The organism is Mangrovicoccus sp. HB161399 (assembly GCF_013184745.1).
GTDB lineage: Bacteria > Pseudomonadota > Alphaproteobacteria > Rhodobacterales > Rhodobacteraceae > Mangrovicoccus.
Genome location: NZ_JAATVU010000200.1, coordinates 1 through 2,100 on the forward strand (window position 1 = coordinate 1; position 2,100 = coordinate 2,100).

The window sequence follows — 2,100 nt, forward strand, 5'->3', positions numbered from 1 at the left end:
CGGCCTGCCCCGGGTCATCGAGGCCTGCGACAACCGCCGCCTGCATCCGGCACCGGTCCATCTCAGCCCTGCCAAGTTCGCAGGCCGCCCCGCCCGCGCCATGGTCAAAACCGCCGCCCGGCAATGCCCACCCGCGGGGGCGCACTCAAGCGGCGGGACGCAGACCGCGCTCTCATTCTCGAAGCGCCGCTCGAACGGCTTCGGCACCGAAGGCTGGACGGCGCGCAGGAAATCGGTGACGGCGGTGTAGACGCCTTCATGGCCCATGGTGCGGATATCCCGCCGCAGCCGGGCGCCGCTGAGACCGGGAAAGGCCGGCACGCGATCGCGCAGGTCGGTCTAATAGGGTTCGATTGCCCGCTCGCGCGGCGCCCGCGGGCCATGGACCGGTGCCGCCGGGCCCTGCACGAGATGGCGCCGCACGGTCTTCCGGTCGCAACCGACCTGCCGCGCGACGCCGCTGATGCCGGGGCGTTCTCAGGCCACTCGAACCGGTGGCGTGGACTTTCGAACTTCTTCAAGTCATGGATCAAGACGATCTCCCTCAGTCCCTTCAGCTGCACGCCCTGCCTTGTCATTGCGGGCACCAGGCCAGTGATCCGCGGCGCTGCCAATTTCCGGATCCATGAGGTCTGCAAAATTGCCGCCACCGCTCGCGACTGGGGAAATTTTGAACGGCGCTTTTTGGGGAGATTGCGGACGGCGGTTACAATCGTCGGCCCCGCGGAGCAGTGACCTTGCCCCCGGATTTCGACCTGGGCCGATATTCACCATTCCGCCATTGCGGCGGCCATGCCGATCCCTGCCTGCTAGGGCCTCCGGCGGCCAGTGCTCGGGTGGCGGCGCCGGCGGCTGCCGAAGATCGCGATGCACCCGGACAGCGCCGCTCTGTCCTCGCGGCGCGACCGGAACCTGGTTCGGCGGACAAGCTCGGCCACCAAGGAGCCGAAGAGGCTCTCCATCGGCGCGTTCTGCGCCTTCGAACGGTCCCCCGGATCATCCGGCCCGCTGGCGCGGACCAGCTTGAACCCGAGATCGTGCCGGCTGTCCGTCGTCCGCGGAACGCGGCAGCCCCGGTGCGGCGGACGGATATCGCCCGCCGGTGCCCCTGGAGCTGCCAGCGGCTGCGCCACCGGTCCGGGCGCCGCTGGCGACAGCGGACAAAGGCCCGCTCCTTCGTCAGCTTGGCCGCCGCCTTCCTGGCCGCCCGGATGCCTTGACCGCGGCGCCATCGGTCCGAGCCCGATGGGCGGCGGCGCCGCGATGGCGGCTGCGCGGCGCTCCATAACGCCGATCGCTGGTCTCGAAGATGGCCCGCATCCCGGGAAGAAGGCCGTCCCGCGTGGCCTGGCGCGCCACGGCTGGAACCGGCCCCGGCGCACGGAGGAACCCGGCACAGCGCGCCCCCGAGCGCGATCCGTCCGGGCGGGCAGGCCGCACGCGGATGGGGTGGTCGGCGACGTGGGCGGGGATGGAGGCGAGCTTGTCCTTCACGGCCTCGCCGCCCGCTGCGCGGCGCCGGTCAGGTCGCGCCGCCGCCCATCGGGTTCGGACCGGTGGCGCCGCGATGGGCAGCTCCGAGGGACCTGGCCTGCGCCGATGCCGTCCGCATGACCTCCGACTCTTCCTTCGGGCGGCGGAGGTCGGACAGCTCGGCAGCCCCGGCCTGCTGCAGCCGGATCGCCCCGGCAGGACCCGCGCGCGACTGAGGTGGTCCCCGAAATCCGGACACCCTGCCAAGCTTGCCGCCAACGAGTACGAGGACTGACAGCTTGGCTGGCAAGCGGAAGAACTACAGCGCGGAGTTCAAGGCGAAGGTGGCCTTGGAGGCGATCAGGGGCGAGATGACGGTCGCCGAGCTGGTGGCGAAGCATGGCGTGCATCGGACGGTGGTCAACACCTGGAGCGAGGGTACGCCCGCCACCGGTCCGAGGGCGTGACCCGAACCCAGGCGATCGAGGGGATGACCGGGGTGATTTCTGGCAAGGCCGATGCGAAGGCCGCCGGGAAAGAGGGCGAGATCGAGAGTGAGCCTGCCCGCGCCACCGGTCCGAGCGGAGCAGGCGAACGCACGCCAAGATCGGCCAGCTGGTGGTGGAA

The 2,100-nt window shown here is 70.9% G+C and carries 2 protein-coding genes and 1 pseudogene; all 3 read left to right on the top strand.

Features of this window, described 5'->3' with window-relative positions:
* Window positions 1-250, top strand: a 250-nt coding sequence (locus HCC78_RS33415) for a hypothetical protein (protein ID WP_216671416.1), incomplete at its 5' end; no start/stop codon positions are given.
* An 8-nt stretch (window positions 251-258) separates the two neighbouring features.
* The gene (locus tag HCC78_RS32220) at window positions 259-735 is read left to right on the top strand and encodes a hypothetical protein (RefSeq protein WP_216671417.1); all 477 of its coding nucleotides are present in this window, start codon (window positions 259-261) and stop codon (window positions 733-735) included.
* 1,037 nt (window positions 736-1,772) lie between these two features.
* A pseudogene (locus tag HCC78_RS35130) lies at window positions 1,773-2,100 on the top strand (transposase); the annotation flags it as partial.

Bases quoted from the DNA above. Each gene is read 5' to 3' on its own strand.
- HCC78_RS32220 (WP_216671417.1), top strand. From the start codon at position 259: ATGGCCCATGGTGCGGATATCCCGCCGCAGCCGGGCGCCGCTGAGACC.